Below are 20,917 nucleotides of genomic sequence, written 5' to 3'. Positions count from 1 at the left end.
CGGGTGTGCTTGATCTTTTACTGAAGTGAAACGATCGGCCGTGCAGAAATTTCTGCCGCTTTCTCCGGTTCCCCAGTCCGTTCTGCCATAGTGCCTATGGCTAACTCCAAGGGTAGGAGTTCGGAGAATTTCAATGCTTTCAGAGCACGGGCATCAATCTGGGGCAGAAATCGGGTTGGTTCGATTAGCAACGCCTGGCGAACGTCTCGAAGTACGCCGCCCAACGTCCCGGCTGTGACATCTCCTCGGAGCCCGATCTGCCAGTTGTTGTAGGCACGGGATTCGTCGAGCAGCTCGGGAGCCAATTCCAGCAGAGCGGAAACCAGCACTGCGTTGGCACGGGCCCCTGCCCAGGTCCACCATCGCAATCGGCCGGTTGCCTCGCGCACAAGGGCAGTGTCCTTGTCCGCGACCCGAGGTGCATATTCCTCGCGCAGTTCGTAGAGCTTCGCGAGGGCACGCTTTGACAGCAGAACACCGGACATGTCTGCCCCGAGCAAGACCCTGCGGGTTGCGTCGCTGAGGGCAAAGGACTCCGGTTGCGGCATGCTAGACCACTTGGAATCGGCAGCGGTGGGGGAGGGCTCCACGTAGGCGCGGTGCCGCTTCCAATCGATGTAGTTCACTTGCCAGGCTCTGCCACCGAGGGTCAAAAGTCGGGGTCCGTCGACTTTGCGCTGGAGCAGCATCGGATCGACCGAGCCGATGTCCTCTCGCCCGTGCAGGATCACCACTTGTGGGTCGGCGGTGAAGACGGCCATGAGGTCCCGGTAGTGGATTCCGCCGTACTTGCGCTCGGCTTCGGGTCCCATGAACAGCATGCCCTGATCCGAATCGAGGTGTCCGGTTTCCACCAACCAGTCAGCGATTTCCTGCCACTGATCCGCCGGAGCCAGATCAAGTCCGGAAAACCATTCTTGCCAGGTGGCCACTCCGACCCTTCGCTCCTGCAGCGTCAGGCCGAGTAACTGCTGCGCAGCCACGTGGATAGGTGACGGAGGCGGAACCACCGGCTCCACGTACCCTTCGGACCACAACAGCAAGAGCCCGCAGGTACGGAGGAATTGTGCATCGTCGGTAGACAGGAACAGCATGTTCCGCGAGGTCCCCGGCCGCCGGCCGGTCCGTCCCAAGCGCTGCAACAACGAGGCGACCGTCCGGGGAGCTCCGATCTGCACTACCCTGTCGAGGTCGCCCACATCGATGCCGAGCTCCAATGTCGACGTGGATACAATAACGCAGTCCCGCGCCTCCACGAACGCTGCTTCGGCCTGGCGCCGTGCATCGACGGAGAGCGAGGAGTGGGACACGAAGGTGGAAGTCCCCAGCTCACGCAGGTTCAGGGAAACCTTTTCGACCGTGCGCCGGGAGTCTGCGAATACCAGTCGCTTTTCGCTCCGGTACAGCGCGGAAATCACTTTCGCGGCGTTAAGGTCGCTACCCACGAAGTCGAGCTGCAGTTCCGGCGTGGACGCTGACCCGCCTTCCGGAGCGACGACGCTGGGTTGCACGCCGCGGACTCGATTGCTGCCCTGCAGCCAAGACAGCAGGTCTGGTGCGTTCCCGACCGTTGCCGAGAGACCGATGCGCTGCAGTGGCCGGCCTGCCAGTTGCGAAATCCGCTCCAGTACCCCAAGTAGGTGCCAGCCACGATCGTCGCCCGCGAACGCGTGGACTTCGTCGACGACGATGGCGCGGACGTCAGCGAACAGCTGCTGCGGGTTGGCCATGGTGGATACCAGCATCGACTCAAGCGATTCCGGCGTCGTGAGCAGGATGTCGGGCCGTTCAAAAACCTGCCGCTTCCTGACCCCGGTGGTCGTGTCTCCGTGGCGCACGGAGGCGCTGCGTCCCAGCCACCCTGCGTAGGACGACACTCGGGGCTCCAGATTGTTGAGCAACGCACGTAATGGACAGACGTAGAGAACTGACGTCCCGGTCCAAGTCTCGTCGGCCATGCGGGTTAGCAACGGGAACATCGCGGCCTCGGTCTTGCCGCCCGCCGTTGGCGCCAGCAACAACGCATCGTCTCCCCGTAGCACCGGCCCAATAGACTCGGACTGCAGCGGCCGCAAACCGCTCCAGCCCAGCGTGTTTGCGATGTGGTGCTGGAGAACTATGTTGAGGGCATCGAACCCCAATTCCGCCTGGCTCACAGGTTTAGTTCGATGTCATCAGCGGTCGCTGCGATGCCGCCTTCGTTGCCGCTTGCCGTAGGGCTGGCGGCATTGCGTTCCTCCGGGCTCATCTCCTCACGGGACAGTGTCAACGCGTAGTGGACCCGCGGGTCGAAGTCTTGGAACTGATCAACCCGATCCAGCACGTCACCAACAAGCTTCTTCAGGAAGATACGCGGTGCAATGCCCACCTTGCCGCCCAGCCCGCCGGTAACGGCTGCGGAAAGGTCGACTATGTACTCATCGTCCACCAGCTGGCAGATGCGCTCGGCTCCGGAAGCCCCGTCGGCGTACAGGTCCCGGACCTTGGAGCCGAGTGTCTCCAACGACGCACGGTCGAATCCGGACAGTCGGATCTGCACGGCCCGGGGGTTGTCGAAGCGTGCGTCGGTCCCGAAATCAGTGGACAGTCGCTGGGCAAGTGGTGCCAGCCGTGGCACCCCTGAGGGCTCGTTGAAGAACGCAGGAGTCCCGGTCAACACCAGGTATAGCCCCGGGAACCGCCCGGAATCTACCTCGTCCATGAGCTGACGAAGGGAGTTGAGAGCCTTGTCCCGCACGTCGGAGCGCATCCGCTGCAGGGTCTCCACCTCGTCGAGTACCACCAGCAGGCCAGGGTGCCCGGCATCACGCAGGATCAGCAGGAGTCCCTGCAAGAACCCCAACGCCCCGAAATGGTCCAAGTCACCTCGTACTCCGGCCCCGCGCTTGGCCGCGGCCCCGACGTGCGGTTGCCCGCCGAGCCAAGCCGCCAACCCGTCCGCGGTGGCGGCATCGCCGGCGGCCACTGCGGATCTGTAGCCGCGCAATGCCTGGGCGAACGCAGGCGTCTTCGAGCTGACGTCCGCCAGTCTCCGGTCCAACAATTCCTCCGTGGCGGCGGCCAAGGCATCGGGGGAACCCGAACCCAGCGAAGGGTCGGCCACGATCGCATCGTCCTCGAGCGTGAACAGCCACGCATCCAGCACCGAGCGGAACGCGCTTGGGGCCACGGAAGCGGTTCTCAGCGATTCGGTGATCCGTCGGTAGACGGTCTCGAGTTTGTGCAGCGGCGTCTCGGTCTCCGAAATTTGCACCTCGGCGGCAGCGAATCCCCGCTGCAAGGCCTTCTCCGCAAGATGGCGCGTGTAGAAGGTCTTGCCGGTGCCGTACTCGCCCCTGACCGCCTTGACCACGGCGCTACCGCCGGCAACGGCGTCCAGTTCCTCAGCGACTGCCTGCTGGAACCTGTCCAACCCGACGGCGAGCAGGTCCAGTCCGTTGGCCGGGACAGTACCACGGCGCAGCGCGTCGATGACTTCGCGGCGCCTGCGAGGGGAAACTTCAGGCATGTTTTGCCACCTCGAACTGTTCGGCGAGCAGCTGCGCGTCCAGGACCAGGAAAGCACCGTCAACGCGCAGCACTCCGTACCCTTCCACGTTGAGCAGCTTCTGGAGCTGGGCAACGGCCCCGCTCATCCGCATTGGCGGGATCTGGAGGACGCTGGCGACGGCCTCCTTGGTCAACCGGGCCGCCGGAGCTGCGACAAGCGCATCCAACAGCGACCCGACCTGCACGTCTGCGACAGCTAGGCGTCCGGCGATCGCTTTCTGTGCCTTGTAGGTTGCCGAGGCGATGACGGAGGCACCCATACCGGGGTCTGCCACAGCGGTTTCGGCGATTTCCTCAAACAATGACGAGGTGTTGTCTTTCCCTGGCGCGGTCAACCCGCTCCCGATTGTCTGACGGACCGGAGCCGGGGCGAGCCCTGCCACCGACCACCATAGAGGTTCTTGCATCGGTGCTTCCCTCCACCCGAAGGGCATGGTGGAGCCCGGAACCAGCACGACGATCGGCACCACGACCTCCGCGGGGGATGCGCCCCCATGATAGCCGGCCTTAACGGGCCCGTAGCGTACGGTGTCGTCGACGGCGAGCACCGCGCGACCTCCCTCAACAAGTACACGACGACCCTGGACTAGGATCTCGTCCTCACCCACCGCGCCGACCCCGGCACGGGAACGGGCACTGCTGGTTTCGTCGAATGCGCGCAGTACCCCGCGTCGGCGTTCGACGATATGACCGTGGTCGGAGGTCATGACCACGGTGCGCCCTGCGGCCATGGCCGCTGAGAGCAGGGGCCGCAGATGACGGATGGTCTCCGGGGTCCAGGTGGTCCCGGCGGGGTCACTCTTGTCCAGGGCATCGTCGATGGTATTCAGGACGCAGGCCACCAAGCGCGTTTGCGGGTCGGCGATGGCCACGGCGATGTCATCTTGCAGTGCGAGTCCGGGACGGGACGAGTCAAGCGGTGTCTTGTGGAACAGGACTGGCCGCTCTATCCCACCGGACTTGGCCACTGCGGCGAACCCGGAGGCTTCGACGTTCTGCCCGCCGGACGCCAGCTCGCCGCTGAACAGCGACGCCCGGCTCAGGGTGGTTAGCGTGGGCAGGACGGCCACGGCGGCACCGCGGCGCTGGGAGGAGTCGGGGATGGCTTCGGTCCAGCCTTCGGAGCCGTGCAGGATCGTTGAAGCGAGCTCCGCTGCGGTGGCAGCGCTCATCCCGTCCAGCACCAGCAGCAAGGTTTCCGTAGTGCGGGCCAGTGGCATGACCACCGAGGTCAGCAGACGTTCTAGATGCCAGACACGGTCGCCGGTGCCGTCCAGGAAGCCGTTGGCGCGGCCTTCGTCGGCCGCCGTGGAGGCAGCCAGCAGCTTCGCAAAGGTGCGGTCGTGGCTACGGCGGCGTTCCTCGGTGAGCCGCAGGACGGTGCCAAGTCCTTCGCCTAGCAGCTGGTCGGTGACCCCTGCGGAGGCATCATTGTAGGCGACGTCCACCCAGGCATCGTTGTGTGAGTGCAGGCGTACGGCCTCGGCAAGGTTGGCCGGCGCCGGGTCCTCGGCCCCAAGCCAGCGGGCCAGCCGGACGGCGGCATGGAACGGGCCCACGCGGGGATCCGGCGCATTGCCCCGCAGCGGGTAGGCCAAACGGTGGGTCTCCACGTTGGCCCAGGCCTTTTCCACGGTGTCGGTCCCGGATCCGGGGAATGAACGCAGGGCATCGGCCAATTGCTGCAGCGCGGCGGTGAGACCGGTGGGCAGCAAGGACGAATCGCGGCCCAGGCTGGAGGCCTGGATCTTGGTCAGCAGCCGGTCGGCTGCCTGCAGGGCGGCATGGCCCTCTTGCCAACGGGCGGGGTCGTCCAAGAGTGTCTCGACGACGCTGCGCGCGGTTTGCCCCAGGGCCGCGAGCATGGACGCGGTGACCGGGTCCCCGGAACCAGTCCACAGGTATTCAAGGCGGGCCAGGGCCAGCTCGGTGAGCTGCCGGTCCTGCGGGGCGCGGACGTGAGTTGCGGTGAGCACATGCAGGGCAAGGCCCACCGGCAGCACCTCCGCGGCACGTCCGGCCTGCAGCAGCCGCAGCAACGGCAGGCCTGCGTACCCGGTACGGCCTGTCAGCCAGGTCAGGACCGAGTCCGTGAGTTCGGGGCCGCCGAACTCGCGGAGGTCTGTCACCCGGTCCGTGGCATCGGGGCGGGTGCACCAGTCAAGGACACTGAGCGCGTCCACCGGTCCGTCCGGCATGGCCAGCCGGCGCGCAGCGACCGCTCCGAAGGCATGGTCGATGCCCAGCACGGCTCCGGGTGCCGCCGGCCACCCCTCGTCCGGGGTGATGCGCAGCATGCCCTGCGCCACGAGAAGCCGTTGCTCGAGCGTGGCCAGCGTGCGGTCGATCCGGTCGGCACCGAAACGTTCCTTCAGCGCGTCCAACGCACTGGGGGCCCGCAGCCGTTGGCCCGCGAAATGCCCCAGGATTCCGGCCCCGAGATCGTCTTCGGGCCGGTCGGTGAGGATGACGAGCCACTCGCCATCGCCACGACGTCGCAGCGCATCACGGATTGCCAGCGAAGAGATGCACGGCAGCACGTGGACCGGTTCCCCTGCATCGGTGAACCGACGTTCGGAGTCCGGGGCCGGGTCGGCGCGCACGCCGATCACCCGTTGCGTGCCGTCCTTGCGTGCGGCGGCGATGAGCGATCGCACCACGGCGGTGCTTACCGTGCCGGCGAGGGTCGTCTGTTCGCTCACTCGATGATCCTCCATTGGACTTCGATGCGTTTGCCCGGGTTGCTCCGGATGAACTGCTCCAGCTCGGCCACGGTGGTGGCCGAACCGGTGGTTGTGCGCCACTCTCCGCCGGGCGTGGAAGGCACCGGCGATGCTGGGGGCAGCGGGATATCGCCCGGTCCCTTCGGACCCGGCCCAGGGAATGGTACGGGGCCGGCGAACGGTGGGGTGCCAGGTCCAACGGGCGAGGCCGTGGACGGCGGAACCGTCGGGACGGGTGCAGCAGCTAGCCAATCGATGGTCTCGTCCACCGCGTTCCGAAGTGCCGTGGCGCAGGACTGGGCCTGCTCATGGGAACGCAGGGCCATGGTGAGCCGGTCCAAGATAGCCTGGGCCCCTTGGGCGCGTTCGTCCGTGCCCGTGGCAGCCTGGATCGCGGGACTGATCCGGTTCCACTGGAAGCTATTCAGCGCTGCCGCGACGTCCTTCGCCTTGGCCAGCGAAGCCGCGGCTTCCGGGGCAGTGGCTTGGAGGTCCAGTTCTGCCAAGGATTGGATCAGCGTGACGCCGGCCTGGTGCTGCAGCTTGTTGAGGGCCATGGCCATGTTGCGGGCAAGGTCTAGCCTGGGCCAAGCGTTTGATCCGAGGCGGGATGCCGCGGTTTCCAATGCCTGCACGAGCGCTTCGGCTTCGGCAACACTTCGCCGGGCCAGCGCGCGCATCGCATCCACAAGGGTGGCCACGGATGCCGGGGTGCGGTACTTGGGAATGTCGATCCCGAAGACGCTACCCGCGGCGAGGCGTGCGGCTTCCCATTCCTGTTCGGTGGGCATCGGCTGGGAGCGCAGCTCCATGCTCGGCTGGAGGGAACCCGGTGGGGGCGCGGAGGGCAGTGCACCGCCGTGGTTGAACCACGCTCGCTGCCGCAACAGGCCCCAGGCGATGATGATGAGGTCGGAGACCTCGTGGCGCAGCCCGTGGGCAGGTTCGACGGCGTCGATGATTTCCCGCAGCAGGGACACCTTGACGGGGTCCTCGTTGCCGATGCCGGCCTTGGACAGGCCCCGTTCCAGGATCGCCCCCCAGCGGCCGAAGCGGCCGTCCCCGAAGAGGAAATGGGTTTCCCCGGCCAAGCCGACCTCCAGCGGGTTGGCGACCCGGCGGACCGGGCGGGAATCACCGGGGTACTGGGCCCGGCCCTCCGGTTCGGCGGACGCTGCCTCCAGGGCGGCCGCCACGGCCTTGAGGTCGGCAATACGGACCTCGGTGTCCTCCGGCTCGAAGCGCGGGTGGGCGGGGTAGCTGGATTCAAACGCCCTGTTCACCAGCTGCTTGAAGCCCGCACCAAGGGTGGCGCCGACCGGCGGCTGCGGCAGGTACTCGGCATCCAGCGAGTAGAGGACCTCCACATGAGCCGGGTCCTCAAGCAAGGCACCCGGCGCGGGGGTGGCGGCGCCGTAGGCCTGCTGGATGACGCGCAGCAGGCCCTCTCGGAGGGCGGTCTGCTGGGATTCGAGGATGCCGCGGGCCTGCTGGCGGTCCACCTCGCTGAGGTGGTTGGCGTGGCTGTTCCAGCGTTCCCCGGCGCCATCCAGCAGCCAGTCGAGCACCACCAGGCGGCGCAAGTCTCGCATGGAATCCGCGGACAGGAAACGCGGCAGCCAGACGACGGTGTTGGACGTGAAGTTGCGGGCGCGCAAGTTTTCGATGCGCTCGATGTCCTCCGTCGCGGTGTGTTGCTGCTCGTCGAAGGGGTGGTCGATGACGAACCGCCACGCACCGGCCCCGGCACGGAAGTGGTCGTCGGTGAGCCAGCCGGCATCGCGGACATTGCCGAAGACCAGCTCGATTTCCCGCTTCGACCCCCGCCAGATGAGCGGGTGACGGTAGACGTTCCACGCGTCGGACTCGCCCAGTTCCAGGCCCAGGCCATCGGCGACCAGCTTGCGGATGAGCTCGCGCTGGCGCCCGGGGTTGTCCTCGCCCTTGGCCTTGTCGACGATTGATTCGTAGTCCACGTTGGAGAGCTGTACGCGGATGATCGGGTTCAGCGGCTCGGAGCCCACGTGGATCTCCGGCACCTCGCGGGCCCAGGCCTTGACCTTCGCCAGCACGATGTTGGCTTCGCCGCCGGGCAACGGGGAGGCGATGGAGCCGTGGTTCAGCGAGGCGAGCCGGGCTGCGGTCAGCGCTTTGAGCGCCGGGACGTTCGGGGCGACGGCGGAGAGCAGCAGCGTCTTGGCGAGCCGGTCATCGGCACGGAACGCCGGGGTCCAGCGGGATGGATCCGCCAGATCAGCTGCAACCATATGGTGGGTGGACAGGATTTTGGGCAGCAGCTTGTCCTGGTACAGCTGGGTCGCGGAGCGGAAGAGCGCCGCAGCCTGGGCGTCCAGGGCCGCACCTGCCTGCCCCTTGACGATGTAGTCGAAGCTGTCGCCTACGGGAATGACCTCGTCGATGCCCATGGTGTTCCGCCGCTCGACCAGCATCTGCTGCATAACCTTCAGCGCGGTGCGGTCGCGCTGCATCACGCTGGCCAGCGAACGCAGGGTGGAGACCAGCGCGGGTGCAAAAGGGTAGGTCAGGCGGAAGGCCTTTTCGTCGGATCCGCGGTGCTGGTCGTCGGCGTTGACGCCGTCGAGCAGCACGTCCCAGACCTTCGGGTTGCGGTCAAGCCGGGTGAAGGCGTCGTCGATGGACTGCCGCGCGCCGGCGTCCCTGGGGCTCAGCAGGCGCTTGCTGGCGACGAAGGGGAGGTTGTCATCACCGAGTTCGATCTTGGCGAAGCGTCCCTCCTGATGCCGGAACGCGGATTCGAGAGCTTCCTGTTGGGCACCGTTGGCGCCAGCGTCGGCGAACCACTTGCGCAGGTCCATCTGCCGGGCCACGAAGGAGACCAACGGGGCATCGAGGCTCCCGTACGAGCCCTCCACCAGCTTGGTCAGCTTCTGGGATTCGCGGCGGAAGAACTCGGGCTCGTGCATGCCGAAGGCGAGCCACAGGACCAGTTCGTCGAGGAACAACACGACGGCGTCGTACCCGAGTGACTTTGCGTGGGAGGACATCGCTGCCAGGCCGGTGTCGAGGTCCACATATTCGCCGGAGCGGACGTAGGAGTTGAAGTACGCGCCCACCAGATCGCTGACCAGCGACTGCCGGTCCACGCTTTGGGCAGGGGCGTTGCGGGCCGCCTGGTAGCGTTCCAGGCTCCAGCCGCTGGAGCCGAGCAGCCCCGCGAATTCATCGAACTCGTCCCCGCCGGAATCCCCGCCCAGCCCCTTCAGGAAGGCCTCGTCTCCGATTTGCCGGCGTAGCTTTTCCGCATCCTCCAGCATCGCGTCGGAGGCGAACAGCGCCGGCAGCTGAGACTCGGGGTGCGCCGTTTGGATGTGCCGCACGTAGGCGTCGAAAATGACCTGTTCCATGGACTTGCCGTCGAGGAAATGGAAGGCCAACGGGAGGATCTTCTTTCCGGAGAGCACGGGGTCGTGGCGGGCCACCGTCTCCTGGAGTTCCACCACGGAGCGGGCCTTGGGGTCGTGGCGGAGCAGGGCGTGCAGGACCGCCATGAAGTGCGACTTGCCGGAGCCGAAGGAACCGGTCAGGAACGCGCCGCGGTTGATGCCGGTGGTGAGGGCGTTGGACACCAAGCCCAGCGCGGAATCGAAGGCCTCGACCAACGACGGGGTGACCACGTAGTCGTCCAAGGCGTGGCGGACTCCGTCGCCGCTAACGGCGTCCGTGAGGCGCAGGACATAGTCCTCTACGCCCGCGCTTTCGGGGATGTCGAAGACATCGCGAAGTAGGATGGTCATACGTTCTCCTTGCTGGTGCGGCGGCCGCGGGTGGCCGGGGCGGGACGCCAGGCCTTCAGGTCGGTGGTGGACACGTTGAGCTGGGTCATCCGTTCCTCCAGCTGCGCGGAAGCGAAGTCCGCCATGCTCATGCCAAAGGTGGGGTCCAGATCGGCATGCCACTGTTTGACCCACGGCAGAACCTCTGCCATGCCGGTGACCAGCGGTACCAGCTTGTCATCGTCTGCACCCTCAGCGATCCGTTCGTCCATGAGGGTTGCGAGGACCAGGAACTGCTGGGCATGGTCCCATCCGGCCCACCCGATCAGCAGCGTCGGGTCGGTAGACCGCCCTGCCTCCGGATAGAGGATGAAGCGTTCCTTAGGGACGTCGAGCTTGCCGCGAGCCTGCCACACTGAGGCTTTGCGGAAGTCCGTGCTGGTGTACTTCGGTGGCACGGGAATCTTGCCCACGTCCTCGCCGGCATCCTCACGGCGCTGCAGGTCCCAGGTCTCCTCCCACGCCTCGCGCTTGCGCAGACCCGGTTCCTTGAGCCGATGGGCCGCGAGGTAGGGTACGGCCTCATCCGTCAGCAGCTTGGTCAGGGCCTTGGTGACATCGACGTCCAAGGTTTCGTCCCACAGTGCCAGTACGCTCACCAGATCGGCATCGCGGGAAACCACGTCGGCGAGCTGGGAGATGCTGCGGGCAGCGGGACGGTCCTGAGCATCGAACCAGAAGGAGCGGTCCTCCAGCCTGTCCAGCAGCCATCCTCGGAGGGCACGTTCCTGCTGCTTCTCCCACGGCTCCGTTGCCCAGCGTCGCTTGTACTCGGGCTTCTCCAGTAGCCGGATGTGCGCGTTGGATTCAATGGCATCGATCCGTCGTTTGACTAGCTCTCGGTAGTCGTCTGGCCAGTCCGTCGGGATTTCCGTGACTGGTGTGGAGCCGTGCCGGGAAAACCACGTGGAGTCTGTTGTTCCAGACGCGATCTGTCGGGCAAGCACGATTTCGAAGGCTCGCTGCCCGAGCTCTACTTTAGGACTCGAAGCACCTTTGTAGGTGAGGTCCTCATCTGCCAAGCCATATAGCCAGTAGGTCTCCCAATCGAGCTCTTCTTGGGTTGTCACCATCTGAACGTGTATGGCGTGAGCCTTATGCTGCACATCAGAAAGGTCGGCTTTTGAGGGCGGAGGGTTATACGAGAGGGCATAAGGCGACGTACTAGCCAACGCCTGTGCCAAGCTGTCTAGCTTGCGTCCTGTTTCACCTGGCAGCCGATTTGGCAGCGGAATATCAGCGACATTGGCCGCGTTGAATTGGTACCTGTCCGACCAAGGCTGTTGAGAGACTCGCGCCCCGTCACCGCCAACCGGATCTCCCCCCTTTGGGTAACAGGTCTGCTTCAACCAAAAACAGACGGTTGATGAATTGAGGACGCCGAGCAGACTTAAATGTTCTTCTTCTGAAGATTCTGCTCGCAAACGAATAATGGTTGCCGTGCTGTTGTAAGCACGATCCGCCCGAGACAACGAGAAATGCCCGTGGGTCGCCACTTGCGAGAAACAGATGGCCCAAGGAGCAAGAGACGAGTCGTCAGGGAGCTGGTGCCAAGACCACCACGCGCGTCCGGCGTCCTTGTAGCTTTGGCCGGTGAAGGTCTTTCGAGCTTCAAGGTGAGCACGATGCGGCCATAGGAAGCGTTCAGAGTACGTGTCGAGTGGCGTCAACTCCTTGGCGGCATACGGGTAGTAGACGAACTCAGCCGGACGAAGCTCCCAATCTCGAACTTCGTCACCAGCGATATGTTCGAGCGTGGTCTTCTTATCGACGCCCCAGCGAGCGAAAGTAGATGCTGGTGCCAGAGCCAGTTCGTCAAATCCGGTAATTCCGAAGAAACCGATACGGCCTGTCCAGGAGTCAAGCCGGGTTGTATTGCTGCTCTCAAGCGCAGACTTTGTCTCTTGCGCGCCACCGCCAGTCAGGCTCCAAGGATGCGTTGCGAACTTGCTACGGTGCAATTCTGTGACATTGACCCATTCGTCTTCGTGGCCAGGGGAGTCAATATTTTCGGTGATGGCCGTCCAGACCAAACCTTTGGCTGGGTCTTCAGGCGGGCCCGGCTCTCCCCGCATACTCAGCGCCGCGCGCACCGTCTGGCTTATGGGGTGCTGGTGTTTGCCGACGAGAATGACCGTGGGGGTGCCGTGGCCCGGAATGTATGCACCGGAGCTGTCGACAACCAATCGCAGGTCCTGGCCTGTCAGGTACTCCTCGATGATCTTGGAGCCGAACTCCCGCTTCATGAAGGAATTCGAAGTAATCTGCCCGGTCCAGCCAGCGGTTTGCTTGTCCGAACCGAACTTGGCCAGCCGGAAGAAGCGTTCCATGAACGGGACAGACAGCGCGTATTTGCCTTTGCAAGACTTGTAGAGCTGGCGGTAGCGCGCATTGAGGGTCTTGTCCTTGACCGTGATGTACGGCGGGTTCCCGACCACGACGTCGTACTGGTTCTCAGTCAGGATGCTTTCCAATAGCTCACGGTCTTCGACCGAATAAGCGAAACCGCTCATTTGTGCATCGAGGTCGAAGCCCTCCTGCTCGAAGGCACGATCCGCGCGTCCGTGGAGCAAGGAATCGCCCGCGGCGAGGTGGAACCGGAAGTCAGGAGCTCGCTCTAGGTCTCGTTCGCCCGTGGCCTGTAGCGCGGCGATGGTGAGCCGGAAGCGGGCGATGGCCACCGCGAAGGGGTTGAGGTCTACGCCGTGGATCGCATCGAGCGCCTTCTGCACGCGTTCGCGGGTCTCCAAGTTTGGTGCCTTGGCGCTCCACTCGTCCAGCAGGCGCTGGAAGCCTCCCAACAGGAAATGGCCGGAGCCGCAGGTCGGATCGATGAGCTTGAACCCCTCAAGCGGGCGCTCGGCCAGCGCCGGGGTGAGCGTCTGGTCGAGTATGAACTCCTCGACAAACTCCGGAGTCTGCAGCAGCGCGAACGTCTTTTTCGCGTACTCGGAAAGGTCCTGGTAGAGGTCGCCGAGAAAGCGGGTTGACAGCTCCTCGTCCTCGAAGTCGTAGAGAGGGACGCCATCCTCGTCCGTGGCGCGCCAGAAGTCCAGGATTTCCTTGGCCATGGTGCCGGAGGTGGACACCTGCCACAGCGCTGCATGCTCGTCGACCAGTTCGGCCGTGGCGGGGAAGGACCGCAGGTGCGTTACGCCTTCGAGAATCCATTCGCGCCAGGTGTTTTCCGGGTACGCGCGGAAGTAGGCGTTTTCGGCGTCGAAGGCCTCTTGCCGGCGGGCACCCGGACCTGCGATCCAGACCTTGGAGAGCAAACCGTTGTCCTCGCAGAACCGCAGGAACACCGTGGTGAGGACCCAGCCGACAGCTGACTGGGTGACGCGGTCGTCTCGCCAGCTCACCCAGGCAGAGGACGTTCGTTCGGCACGTAACGCGTCGTTGTGCTCGGACTGCCAGCGGGCCTTGAGCTCCACGTCGGCCTCGAGCCGGTCGCGGAGGTCGTCCTCGACCCTGAGTACCAGCTTTTGCAGCTTCGGGGTGAGGTCCTTGCCAATGGTCACGCGGTGGCTCCTTGTGTTGTTGCCGGGATGAAGTCTGGTTGTTCGTCGATCCACGAGGTTTCGACGCGGAAGTATTGGTTGGGGGAGGACTGCACGGACACGCCGTCGAGCAGCGGACCCTGGGTGGCACCAACCTGGGGCAGCAGGACCCACACAGCTTGGCCGCGGCGTGTGGCCAGGTCGCTCCACTGCCGGATGAGGTCCGCCCGTCCGTAGCGTGCCAGCGGGGAGGCCTCGACGATCAGGACCGGTCGGGGATCCTGGCCCGGTGCGTCAGCTGCAGCCTCAGCGATGGCGGCCTCTACAACCGGCACAGCGCGGTTGACCGCGGCCGCAACGCCGCGGGTGGCGCGGTCGTTCTCGGGCCGGGCGTCCGCCTTGACCAGGGCCTGCCATGAGGGGAATCCCTCCTGCTGGCTCAGGCGCAGCAGCTCGTCCATGAGCAGGGCTGTGACATCGACGATCCGGGAGCCGAACCCGGCCTCCAGCTTAGAGGCCAGGGACTCGCAGCGGTCGGCCCGGACGCCCAAGGCCAAAAACGAGCGATGGGCGATGCTTTCACGCAGTCTCTGGTCCGGCGCGTCGCCACCGAGGGCCAGTCCGCCGATGTGGGTGCCTGTGGCAAGGTGCGAGGAGCCTTGGCTGCTTCCGTCCACCAGGGTGGGGGCGCCGTAGGTGCCGGTTTCGGGATCGTGCACCAGCTCCAGCCCGGCCTCGCGGAGCAGTTCGCCGAGGCGTCCCGAGGTGGGCAGGGACGGGACCGCGGGGAAACGGACCCGGACACGGTCGGTGATCTCGCGGGCGGAGAGCCGTTGCGGACCGGCGACGCTTCCGAGCGTCAGTTTGAGGGCGTCGACCTGGGGCAGGTTTCGGTGGTGTAGTTCGCCGCTGCCGGACGCCGCGGCGTGGCGGGAGAGTCCCGCAGCCAGTGCGGCCAGCCGGGCGCGGTCGCGCAACAGCGGATCATCGATGTCCGCCGTGTCAAGGAGCGCCGTCAACCGCTGTTGCACGCGTTCGGCCGGCACGAGGGCCGGCTGCACTGTCGACTGGGACAGCAGGGCGTCAGCCTCGCGGCCCAACCGTTCCGCGAGGTCCAGAAGCTGCGTTTCCGCGGCGATGACCACCGCATTGCCGTCGCGGCGGCGCAGCTCCAAGGGAGCGTCATCCGCGTCGGCTCGTTTGAGGGCGCGCTGGCGGTCCACCACGATGCGCAACAGGCCCCGTGCGATGCGCTGGTTTTCGCCGGTGCGATGTGATTCGACGGTGGTCTCGGCAAGGATGGCCGCTGCGAGTTCGTCGATGGTGGCGGCCCCGCCAAGGGCCTTGAGCCGGCCGGTGACCACATCGGTCAGCAGCCGCAGGTACTGCAGCACCTGGGGGTCTTCCGCCCAGGATGTCTGAAGCCTGCCCACCACTTGGTTGGCGGCGGCCGCCGTGACGGCCTTGGGGAGGTTGGCACCGAGCTGGGCCTGCGTGACGAACGCGTCGACGGCGCCGTACGTGCCAAGCATCAGCCCGGCGGCCGCGCGGGACTGCACCGCTGCCTTGGTGCCGGCTGCCTCAACGAGGTGTTCGGCCAATGCCAGGACGGAGGGCAGGCGGCCGGTTCCGGGGGCAGCGGGTTTTCCCGTTGTGGCGAGCCTGGTGCGCCAGGAGTTTGCGCGGGCCGAAACCTCCCGCTTGGTGGCGTGGGCCACGCCGCGCAGGGCGTTGAGCCGGACCGGATCCACCGCCATGAGATCCCCAACGGTATCGACGCCCAGCGGCTCGATCGCGGAGAGCGCGCGAGCGGAGAGGCCGGATTTTTGAAGGGGCGTGGCCGTGGTAGCTGTGTCGGCCAGCGCGTCCGCGTTCTCGGGCGCCGTGGTGGCGTCGTTCGGGAAGGCGCCCCGCCATTGCTCCAGCATTTCCGCTGCCGTGTCCTGGCGGCGTTTGGCGTCGCGGGCCAATGCTGCTCTGAAGAAGGGGACCAGGTGCTGCGCCACGGCGCCGTCGAAATCACCTGGTTCGATGGTGACGTCGTCCAGGACGGAGGCAGGATCGGCCAGGGGATCGCCGTAGACCGGGGTGTGACCGGTGGCCATCTCGAAGAGGACCACTGCGGCGGAGTAGCGTTCCGCCGCGGAATCGAAGCGGCTGCGGGCACCTCCGAGGAACGGATCCAGGTACGGAGGTGTTCCAGCGGTGATATCCGAGGCCGCCGCCCGGGAGAGCGAGAAGTCGAAGAGCACCAGGTGTTTGGCGCCGCGTACGGAGCGGACGCCCAGATTGCCCGGCTTGATGTCGCGGTGGTCCACGCCGGCCTTGTCGAGCTGGACGAGCGCCTCCAAAAGGTCCCGGCCGAGGCGTTCGAGCAGGTCCAGGGACAGCCGCTTGCGTTCGCGCAGCAGTTCGCTCAGTGTCTGGTCGCCCGCGCTTTCCAGCACCAGCGCGCTCCGCTCGCCGAGTGCTACGGGGCCTTCGAGGAGCTTGACCAGCCGGGTGCCGGACAACGTGCCGAGCACCGCGGCCTCGTCGTGGAGCCGCTGCATCGCCTTGGCGTCCACGGCGACCTTCAGCACCCTCGGGCTGTCGGCGTCGTTAGCGTCGGTGGCCAGCAGGCCGACAGCGGTGGAACCGCGGCCGAGCCGGCGCACCACCGTGAACCGGCCGTCGGCCAGTACATCGCCGGGACCGGCGTCGACCGGGTCGACGTCCTCCCCGGCGGGCGGCTTGGCGGAGGCTGACGAGAAGAGTTCCGTCAGGAACTTGTCTACGTCGTCGTACCGTTCGCCGGGCGCCGGGCGGGTGGCTCCGAGCACGGCGCTACGGACGCTGGCCGAAACCTCCGGCAGGTCAAGCGAAAGGTCGAGGCCCCGCTGGTTGCGCAGGCGTTCCTTCAGCGCCTCGGTGGAGGCGGCCGGACGCTGTGAGGTGAGAATGTAGTAGGCCAGGGCACCCAGGGAGAAGACGTCAGCCTTGGTGCGGTCGGCCGATTCAGGCTGCCAGCGGCCTTCGGGCGCCTCAAAAGCAGCCGTCAGCCATGTGTCTGCGGCGGTGGGGTCTGAGCGGGTGTCCAACAGGGACGTGACTCCAGCGCCGGCAAAACCGGTCAGCGCTTGCCTCGAGGCCAGACCGGCGCTCTGCCAGTCCCCGATGAGCACCTTGGGTTGGCCATGGACCGTTTTGACCCAGACGGCCTTCGGGCTCAGGCCGCGGTGAACCACCTGGTTGCGGTGGGCGTAGCCCAGTGCTTCGGAGAGCTGCCGTATCATGGACAGTCGCTGGTCCAGTGGTAGTCCGTTGGTCTGCTCGGCGAGCCATAGGTCCAGGCGTTGCATGCCGTCGGAGTGGTCGTAGACCAGACCGATGCCTAGCTCGGAATCCACCAGGTCGCGGGGGCGCAGTAGCCCGTCGTGCGAGAGCCGGTTCATCAGCCGGAATTCGTGCTCGGCGATCTTGTAGTTGCGGCTGGCCACCGACTGCGCGGTCCCGGGGGGAGTGGTTTGGAAGCGGATACGGACGGGTTCCTGCTTGGCGACCTTATGGTAACCGCGCCAATCCTGCCAGCCTGGCCCTTCGTCGAGTGCACCGTCCTCGATAATCCATGAACCTGCCTCGCGTTCACGACGCTGGACCAGTCCGATGCGGGCCATGAGCTCAACGAGAATGGCTTCCTGGTTTTGGCCGATGGCCGCGTTGGAGCGCGGTGCCTCGCCAACCAGCGCGCTGATGCCAGGTAGATGGCTGGTGGCCTCATGCTCGTCGAGTCCGTAGAGGCCGACTGCAGCGGAAGGTGGCAGGTCGCTGGTGAGCGAAGGATGGTGCAGGAAGACTGCTTGGTTCACGAACGGGACGATTGACCGAGTGTCTTCAACGGAGATGCCCTTTTCGCGAGCCCAGTCATGGAGCGCATCCTTGAGCTTTGAGGCGAGATATTGTGCCTTGCGGCGCGCCAACAGCAGGGGAGAGGATTCTGCGCGTTTACCGTTGCGAAGCCACTGGGTGTCATTGCCGACCAGGCGGCCGGAATAGTATTTTAGCTCTAGGAGATGAAGGGCGCCGCGGCCCAGCAGCAGCGCATCGACTTCATGCCAACCTCCGCGGTTGTCGCGGAACTCGAAGTTGCTCCAGACGCGGTAGGGGCTTTGACCAGGGATCCTGTCCTTGAGATAGAGCAGGCCTTCAGTCTCGTGTGCAAACTGAGATTCGCTGACCTCGATCCAGCGGTTCTGTTCCATGCCACCTCCCTTGCGACAAATAAGGTCCCTGAACAAGGGCACCAAGAAATAAGATTATCAATCCGGACGGAATTTTCCGTTCAAGTTGCCGGTGTGCGGCGACGTGTTGTGACGTCGCCATGCAAGTCAGAGCTTGTCGATCCAGGTTTCCTCTTCGCGGTTGTCCCACGCGGAGCCAGTGCTGGGGCCCATGTAGTTTTTACGGTCCTCGATACGCTTGAGGACTTGGCGGACATCCCGCATGTAGAGTTCGCGGATGTTTGCGACGGGGCGGGCGGTGCAACTCTGGATGAGTTCCTGGCGCTCCTCCATGGATGTGATGCCTGCGTCGTCGAAGGCGCGGCGGATGCTCGCCACCTGCTGTTCCTTGACGAGGGGATCTTCGAATGCGACGGGGGCGGGGGTCTGGTCAGGGAGGTTGAAGAGTCCTGGTTCATCGTAATGCATGGTGTTGCTTTGTCCTTGGAGATGTGTGATTTCGAGCAGGACCAGCTTATCCGAGCTTATCGGTCGGTAAGTGCTGCTCAATTGGCCAGGGCCCCAGTCTGACGACTGATGAGACGACAAGCCTGTCAGATGGATTGTGTAAGCACCCTAGTCAATTGATAGAAAGAGACTAGGAAAAACACGACATGACCATCCAGAAAGACCAGGCCGAACAGAGCATGGAAAACGCCTCAGACATCGCCGAGAAAATCGCGACCCTCGGCTCCATGGACGCCGTCAAGGAATCCGGGGCCTTCGACGAACCCATGGGATTCATCGACCGCGGCGAAATCCAGCTCGACGGCAAAGACGGGCAATAACGCAGCAGATCATCCGCGCCGGACTGGAACGCGGCCTGAAATCCGAGCTCAGCAGTCACCTGGGCTACGAGCAAGGCGAAAGCCACGGCCAGTTCCTGCCCAACTCCCGCAACGGCTCCTACCCGAAAACCGTGTCCACGATCGCCGGCGATATCGACCTGCAGATCCCACGGGACCGGGCCGGAACCTTCACCCCAACCCTGGTGCCCAAAGGCTCGCGCCGCACCGGTGGTCTGGACGAAATGATCATCTCCCTCTACGCCGGAGGCATGACCGTGCGCGATATCGCCTACCATCTGGAAACGACCGTCGGCACCCAGCTGTCCCACGACACGATCAGCAAGATCACCGACGAAGTACTCGACGAGGTCGCCGCCTGGCAAGAACGGCCTTTGGAGGAGTTCTACCCAATCCTGTACTTGGATGCGCTGGTGGTCAAGGTCCGCGACGGGCATCAGGTACGCAACAAGGCCGCCCACATGGCCATCGGCGTCACCGTGGAAGGCGTCAAGCACGTGCTGGGCCTCTGGGTGACCGAGAACGAAGGGGCGAAATTCTGGGCCCAGGTCTGCGCCCAACTGGCCAACCGTGGGGTCAAAGAGGTCCTGATCGCCTGCTGCGACGGCGTGACCGGCTTCCCGGAAGCGATCGAGGCGACCTGGGCCCGGGCCACGGTGCAGACCTGCGTCGTGCATTTGATCAGGGCGACGAACCGGTTCGTGTCCTACGGTGACCGCAAAGCGGTCAGTGCGCAGTTGAAGAGCATCTACACCGCCCCGAGCATCGAATCCGCAGCCAAGGCGTTGGATGATTTCGAAGCGTCCGAGTTGGGGCAGAAGTATCCTTCCGCGGTGGCCACCTGGCGCAACGCGTGGGATCGTTTCACCCCGTTCTTGGAGTTTCCGCCGGATCTGCGCAAGGTTATTTATACGACCAATGCGATTGAGTCGATGAACTACCAGCTGCGCAAGGTCACCAAGTCCCGAGGGCACTTCCCCTCAGATACGGCGGCGGTGAAGATGCTGTGGCTGGCGATCTGCAATATCGAGGACAAGCGCGCCCGGGAGCGGTTCAAGGACGCGCAGAAGAAGGGCCGCACCCCGCGGGCCGGCGCCGGATCGCATCTGGTGGAAGGGGCCGGCACGAACGGCTGGAAGCAGGCGTTGCAACAGTTGGCGATGGCGTACCCGGAGCGGATTGAACCGTATTTGACGTAAGTATGACGAGCCCTGAATAACCGACGTGACTAGGGGCTTACACAAACAAACTGACAGGCTCTCGCCGTGACGTCGATAACCTCCAAGACCTCGGCTACCCGATCAGCACGACCAGGGGGCCCGGAGGCGGGTATCAGCTCAGCGCGGGAGGATCCTTGCCGCCGCTTGTACTGAGCGAGGAAGAGGCCGCGGCGATCGTTCTGGGACTCAAGGAGGTGGCCTCAGGTATCCACCCCACGTCGGCAGATGCGGCTGTAAGCGCGATGGCGAAAATCGTACAGGTGCTTCCCGCACGCATAAGGCGCCGCATCGACAGCTTGCGCAGTTTAGCCTCGGTCCCCGTCACTCCTCAGTCCGCGGTCATCACGGATGTGGCCGTACTGACCACGGTGGCCTTGGCATGCCGCGATCACGAGACATTGAAGTTCACCTACCGCGCACCACGTGGTCAAGTCACAGAGCGCATGGTCCAGCCACATCGCACGGTCAGCGTGGACTACCGCCTCTATTTGATCGGCTGGGATCTTGACCGGTCGGACTGGCGCACTTTTCGCATCGATCGAATCGAGGATCCCGCGCGCAACGGGAAGCAGTTCGCCCCGCGCCGCATCCCGGGGGACGATCCCATCCAGTACATTCAAAGCCAGATCAGCTCCCTGCCAGCCAAATACCCGGTCAGGGCAACCGTGCAGGCCGGCGCCGACGTTGTGAAGCGGGAGGTCGCGCACCACGGCAGCGTCGAACAGATCGATGCAACCACATGTGAGGTGTACATTCCCGCGGAATCCCTCGACTGGGCCGCGTTTTGCCTTGCCTCGATCGGTGCCTCGTTTGTGGTTCACGGGCCGCTCGAGGCGATCGAGTACCTCCGCGGATGGGGCGAACGGCTCACCGACGCAACCCGAGCACCGATACGCACACTTGAAAAAGAGACGTAGCGCCAACTTCCGGAGTTGGCCTGTGCCAGTATCTGACCTATTCCGGCTGGAAGACCCTGGCATTCGCCTGGGCCCACCGGGCAAACGTGCGCGCCGGACGCCCGGTGGCCATCTCTACGGTGATGAGC

8 protein-coding genes and 1 pseudogene are annotated in these 20,917 nt (G+C 64.9%); 2 read left to right on the top strand and 7 right to left on the bottom strand.

What is annotated here, in order from left to right:
* Positions 1 to 17: 17 nt before the first annotated feature.
* The 7 genes from ACTX90_RS09550 to ACTX90_RS09520 form a co-directional block, all read right to left on the bottom strand.
* Positions 18 to 2,156, bottom strand: coding sequence for a DEAD/DEAH box helicase (locus tag ACTX90_RS09550; protein WP_443441991.1), 2,139 nt, complete (start codon positions 2,154 to 2,156; stop codon positions 18 to 20).
* Positions 2,153 to 3,508, bottom strand: a complete 1,356-nt coding sequence (brxD, locus tag ACTX90_RS09545; protein ID WP_443441990.1) for a BREX system ATP-binding protein BrxD — start codon at positions 3,506 to 3,508, stop codon at positions 2,153 to 2,155. The genes ACTX90_RS09550 and brxD overlap by 4 nt, the downstream gene beginning before the upstream one ends.
* On the bottom strand, positions 3,501 to 6,251 hold the full coding sequence (gene pglZ / locus ACTX90_RS09540; RefSeq protein ID WP_443441989.1) for a BREX-2 system phosphatase PglZ: 2,751 nt from the start codon (positions 6,249 to 6,251) through the stop codon (positions 3,501 to 3,503). The genes brxD and pglZ overlap by 8 nt, the downstream gene beginning before the upstream one ends.
* Positions 6,248 to 10,048: a DUF6079 family protein gene (locus ACTX90_RS09535; protein ID WP_443441988.1), complete on the bottom strand. Its 3,801-nt coding sequence runs from the start codon at positions 10,046 to 10,048 to the stop codon at positions 6,248 to 6,250. Before ACTX90_RS09535 ends, pglZ begins: the two co-directional genes overlap by 4 nt.
* Positions 10,045 to 13,608: a BREX-2 system adenine-specific DNA-methyltransferase PglX gene (pglX, locus tag ACTX90_RS09530; RefSeq protein ID WP_443441987.1), complete on the bottom strand. Its 3,564-nt coding sequence runs from the start codon at positions 13,606 to 13,608 to the stop codon at positions 10,045 to 10,047. Before pglX ends, ACTX90_RS09535 begins: the two co-directional genes overlap by 4 nt.
* Complete coding sequence (pglW, locus tag ACTX90_RS09525; RefSeq protein ID WP_443441986.1) at positions 13,605 to 17,828, bottom strand: BREX system serine/threonine kinase PglW; 4,224 nt, start codon at positions 17,826 to 17,828, stop codon at positions 13,605 to 13,607. The genes pglX and pglW overlap by 4 nt, the downstream gene beginning before the upstream one ends.
* Before the next feature lie 126 nt (positions 17,829 to 17,954).
* Entirely contained in the window at positions 17,955 to 18,275 is a 321-nt protein-coding gene (locus ACTX90_RS09520; protein ID WP_443441985.1) for a hypothetical protein, read from the bottom strand.
* Between the two features lie 185 nt (positions 18,276 to 18,460).
* Here ACTX90_RS09520 and ACTX90_RS09515 point away from each other — a divergent pair.
* Together ACTX90_RS09515 and ACTX90_RS09510 are read left to right on the top strand one after the other, a co-directional pair.
* Positions 18,461 to 19,851 (top strand): annotated as a pseudogene (locus ACTX90_RS09515) (IS256 family transposase).
* A gap of 155 nt (positions 19,852 to 20,006) precedes the next feature.
* On the top strand, positions 20,007 to 20,789 hold the full coding sequence (locus ACTX90_RS09510) for a helix-turn-helix transcriptional regulator (RefSeq protein ID WP_443441984.1): 783 nt from the start codon (positions 20,007 to 20,009) through the stop codon (positions 20,787 to 20,789).
* Positions 20,790 to 20,917: the final 128 nt, after the last annotated feature.

The sequence above is a fragment of the Glutamicibacter soli genome, from assembly GCF_052322135.1.
In the GTDB taxonomy this organism is placed as follows: Bacteria; Actinomycetota; Actinomycetes; order Actinomycetales; family Micrococcaceae; genus Glutamicibacter; species Glutamicibacter soli.
The sequence above is the reverse complement of the archived record's forward strand: the minus strand, read 5'-3'. Positions and strand labels throughout refer to the sequence as shown.